Below are 3,984 nucleotides of genomic sequence, written 5' to 3'. Positions count from 1 at the left end.
GCGACACCCGCGGGCCCGCCTGCGCGGCGATCACGCCGGCGATGCGGCCCACCGGGCCGAGCCCGCCGAGCACCACCAGGCGCAGGCCGGTGAGGCCGTGGCCGTGCTGCTTCTGCAACGCGGCCTCGGTGCAGGCCACCATCGCCGCGGCGGTGGTGTAGGCGCCGCTCGGGTCGGCCATCACCGACACGACGAAGGGCTTGACCATCGAGGCCCGGGCGCGCTCCAGCATGTCGGCCGCGAGCATCGCGTTGCGTCCGCCGATGAACAGCCCGGTGCGTGCCACGCCCTTCGGGCCGCGCGAGAAGATCGCGTCCTGCGTCAGCGCGGTGATGTCGTCGAGCGTCGCGTCGCAGTACGGCGCGATCACCTGGTAGCCGGCGTCGGCGGCCATGTTGACGTCGAACGGGCTCATCTGCCGGCCCGGCGTGAACATGTGGAGGATGTAGGGGCGTTCCATGGTGCGCTCTTCAATGGGGTTCGCAGGCGTGCTCGGAGAGCAGCGCGCCACGGTTGAGGCCGGCGACGATGCTCACCGTGACGCCGGGTTCGAGCAGGCGATCGGCCCGCAGCGTGTACAGGGCGGCCTCGGCCGCGGCCTGCGACGGCAGGATCGCGAAGCCCGTCGGCCCCCACGAGCTCTGGCCGATGGCCGCCCCGTCGATCGACTGCACGACGCGGCCCACCGCCGCGCTGGTGTACGCGCCGCCCTGCGCCGGCGCGAAGTGCTCGCCGAGCAGTTGCTGCACGCGGTTGATGCCGGCCGCGAACGGGGCGAACTCGCTGCTGGCCGCGCCGGGCAGCACGCGCATCAGCACCTGGTGGCAGATGTCGGCCGACAGCGATTGCGGCAGCGGCTGCAGCGTCGCGATGGCCTGTTTCTCCTGCGGGCCGGACAGGCCGCGGTGGYGCTCGTCCTGGACCACCAGCACGCGCCAGGCGGCCGGGAACGCGATGCGCGACAGCAGCGGTGCCGGCATGCCGTCGGCGCCCGGGCCGCCATCGACCAGCAGGCCGCCCTGGTCGAAGCCGGCGATGCCGATGCCCGAGCGCAGGCCGCGGGCGAGCCAGTGCGCGAGCGTCACGCTGCTCAGAGCCAGGCCATGCCACTGCGCGAACACGCGCCCGATCGCCAGCGCGAGCTGCGTGCCCGAGCCGAAGCCGGCATGCGGCGGCAGCACGCGCGACAGCTGCAGGCGCAGCGGCGTGCGCAGGCCGGTGTGCTCGCGCAGGGTGTGCAGGAAGCGGCTCGCGCGGTCGATCTCGGCCTCGGCGGCGGTATCGGCGGCCAGCACCTCGTCGGCGGATGCGGCGCTCAACTCGAGCTCGGTCGCGATGCCGTCGATCACCAGCCCCAGGCTGCCGAAGCGGCGGCCCAGCGTGCCCGCCGGGTCGAGGAACCCGAGGTGCAGGCGGCCCGGCGCGCGAAGCTTCAGCAGGCGGTGGTGGTCGGTGGCAGAGGCAGGCATTGAAGACTGGCTAAGCAATCCCCGTTCCGCTGGGGTTTACCCCGGAAAGCGGGTCTGGAAGGCGTGCGGGAGCCTGGGCTTGTTCCGCCCGGGTGACACAGTGTCATGCGCGGCTTCAGTCGTACTTGATGTACTTGAAGCGCGGATCGTCGGGCGTGCCTTCCAGGGCCGAGCCTTCCACCGCGCCGGGCTGCCACATCACCACCTCCTCGATCTTCGCGGCGAGCGCGAAGTCCTTGTCGGTGATGCCCTTGGCCGCGTGGTTCATCAGCTTGACGGTGACGAAGGCGAACGAGACCGTGAGGTCCGGGTGGTGCCAGGCGGCTTCGGCGAGGTGGCCGACGGTGTTCACCACCATCAGCGTGCCTTTCCAGCCGCCGGTCTTGTACTTGCGGCGGATCCAGCCGTCCTCGAAGGTCCACTTCGGCAGCTCGGCCTTCAGCCGGGCCTCGATCTCTTCGGGCGGGTAGGTCTCGTCGGGGGTCTTCTTGCGCCACTGGGTCATGTCGATCTCCTTGGGCAGGGTTGCCGGCCTTGATCTTTGGCGCGGCACCGCCCAGCATCATCGTTCCACCGGAGCAAACACTGTGCGCAGAAGGGTCTGGAACATCGCGATCGCGTCCGTGCTGCTCGGCATGGGCAGCCGGCGCGTGGGGGCTGCACAGCTCAGCGTCGAGCAGGTGCGCGAGCGGCTGGCCGCGGCGCCGGGGCCGGCCGAGCTGTCGGGGCTCGACCTGTCAGACCTCGACCTGAGCCGCCTCGATTTCCGGCGGGCGAGGCTGGTGGGGGCCAGCCTGTTCGCATCGAAGCTCGTGCTGAGCAAGTTCAACGGTGCCGACCTGACGCGAGCGAACCTCAACGGCGCGTGGCTGATGGGCACCGACTTCAGCGGCGCGACGCTCGCGGGCGCCAGCCTGCTCAGCGTGGTGGTGCTGGGCGGCGCGGTGAAGGCGCCGCCGATCTTCGAGGGCGCCGACCTGAGCGGGGCGCGCGTCATTGCCGACTTTCCGGGCGCGAACCTGCGGCGCGCGAAGCTGGTCAAGACCAACCTCGGCGTCAACATCAAGAACCAGGGCATGGGGCAGATGCGCACCGACCTGTCGGGCGCGGACCTGGGCGAGGCCGACCTGGAAGGGGCCGATCTCAACCGGTCGATGATGTCGTTCGCGAAGCTCGTCAACGCCAACCTGCGCGGCGTGAACTTCTTCAACGCGAAGATGGCGGGGGCCGACCTGAGCGGCGCGGATGTCAGCGGCGCGGATTTCACCGATGCCGTGCTGGACGGCATCGTGCTGACGGGCGCGAAGGGGCTCGCGAGCGCGAAGGGCCTGTAGTCAACCCTTTCGCTTCGTCGAGTTCGCCGCCAGCTTCGCCGCCTCGTCGTCCGGCGGCAGCAGCGAGGTCAGCGTCCCCGGCGGCAGGTTGCGCAGCTGTGCGGCATCCAGCTTGCCGATGAACTTCCAGCCTGCCGGCAGCTTGATGAAGGCGAACGCGGTGACCGGGTCGACGAACACGTCGTACTCGTTGACGACGACGGCGGCGTCGGTGGTCTGGGCCTTGGCCGGCGAGCCGATCAGGGCTCCCAGCATCAGTGCAAGGCAGGACAGGTGGCGAACAGCGGACATCGAGAACTCCAGGACATATCGGATGAGGAGGCCATTGTCCCCGCGCCATGCGTCAGCCTGACTTCATGGAACACTGCGTGCGTTTCATTCGTTGCCACCCACCACCCACGCCACCGATGTCCCACTTCCTGTTCCTCGTCGCCTCCACCCGCGAGCCCGGCCACGTCGGCAACACCGAATGGCTGGCCCGCCGTGCGGCCGCCGGCCTGCCGGCCGACGCCACCCAGACCTGGCTGCACCTGGCGCAATTGCCGATGCAGCCCTTCACCGACCAGCGCCACACCGCCGGCACCTACCCGTGGCCCGAAGACGGCCTGCGCACGCTGCTCGACGCGACGATGGCCTGCACCGACCTCGTGCTGGTCGCGCCCGTCTACTGGTACAGCTTCCCGAGCTCGCTGAAGACCTACCTCGACCATTGGAGCGCGTGGATGCGGGTCGACGGCCTGCCGTTCAAGGCCGAGATGGCGAAGAAGCGCATGCACCTGATCACGACCAGCGGCAACCGCGCCAAGGCCCAGCCGATGATCGACTCCACCCAGCTGTGCGCCGAGTTCCTCGCGATGCCGTTCGCCGGCCTGCTGTGGGGCAAGGGCGGCCCGCCCGACGCGGTTCAGTCCGATGCCGAAGCCGGCGCGGCGGCCGACCGCTTCTTCCGCCCCGCCACCTGACGCAGCCTCTGCAGCACCGGCCACGCACTGCGCGCCAGCAGCAGCACGAAGGCCAGTGCCGCCAGCGCGACCCGCGCATCGGCGYGCGCCACCACCGGCCGCGCGAGCGCCGGTGCCGACAGCTCGTCCGACAGCCCCTGCGCCGCCTGCAGCCGATGGAAGCGCAGGCCGCGCTCGCTCGCCAGCAGCCGCAGGTAGCCCTCGCGCAGCGCCGACAGG

7 protein-coding genes are annotated in these 3,984 nt (G+C 70.7%); 2 read left to right on the top strand and 5 right to left on the bottom strand.

Annotated elements, in window-relative coordinates; translation table 11 throughout:
- From AC1D1T_RS30780 to AC1D1T_RS30770, 3 genes are all read right to left on the bottom strand, one after another.
- On the bottom strand, nt 1-460 hold a 460-nt coding region (locus AC1D1T_RS30780; RefSeq protein WP_477993203.1), incomplete at its 3' end, for a methylene-tetrahydromethanopterin dehydrogenase N-terminal domain-containing protein.
- Nucleotides 461-470: 10 nt separating this feature from the next.
- On the bottom strand, nt 471-1,469 hold the full coding sequence (locus tag AC1D1T_RS30775; RefSeq protein WP_477993202.1) for a beta-ribofuranosylaminobenzene 5'-phosphate synthase family protein: 999 nt from the start codon (nt 1,467-1,469) through the stop codon (nt 471-473).
- Between the two features lie 115 nt (nt 1,470-1,584).
- The gene (locus AC1D1T_RS30770) at nt 1,585-1,974 is read right to left on the bottom strand and encodes a 4a-hydroxytetrahydrobiopterin dehydratase (RefSeq protein WP_047502322.1); all 390 of its coding nucleotides are present in this window, start codon (nt 1,972-1,974) and stop codon (nt 1,585-1,587) included.
- A gap of 82 nt (nt 1,975-2,056) precedes the next feature.
- Here AC1D1T_RS30770 and AC1D1T_RS30765 point away from each other — a divergent pair, with 82 nt between their 5' ends.
- Nucleotides 2,057-2,803 carry a pentapeptide repeat-containing protein gene (locus tag AC1D1T_RS30765; RefSeq protein WP_477826605.1) on the top strand — a complete coding sequence of 249 codons (747 nt, stop codon included), beginning with the start codon at nt 2,057-2,059 and terminating at the stop codon, nt 2,801-2,803.
- Here AC1D1T_RS30765 and AC1D1T_RS30760 read toward each other — a convergent pair whose 3' ends face one another.
- Nucleotides 2,804-3,094, bottom strand: a complete 291-nt coding sequence (locus tag AC1D1T_RS30760; protein ID WP_477842022.1) for a hypothetical protein — start codon at nt 3,092-3,094, stop codon at nt 2,804-2,806.
- Nucleotides 3,095-3,210: 116 nt separating this feature from the next.
- On the opposite strand from AC1D1T_RS30760, the gene AC1D1T_RS30755 reads away from it, so the two are divergent.
- Nucleotides 3,211-3,765: a flavodoxin family protein gene (locus AC1D1T_RS30755; RefSeq protein WP_465112228.1), complete on the top strand. Its 555-nt coding sequence runs from the start codon at nt 3,211-3,213 to the stop codon at nt 3,763-3,765.
- Here the strand turns inward: AC1D1T_RS30755 and AC1D1T_RS30750 are convergent.
- Nucleotides 3,708-3,984 (bottom strand): hypothetical protein (locus tag AC1D1T_RS30750; protein ID WP_477993201.1); only part of this gene is annotated, 277 nt, incomplete at its 5' end. The two genes, AC1D1T_RS30755 and AC1D1T_RS30750, sit on opposite strands and share 58 nt — an antisense overlap.

It is taken from the genome of Rhizobacter sp. P2_H3 (assembly GCF_056403355.1).
This window is presented reverse-complemented; position numbering and strand designations above follow the sequence as displayed.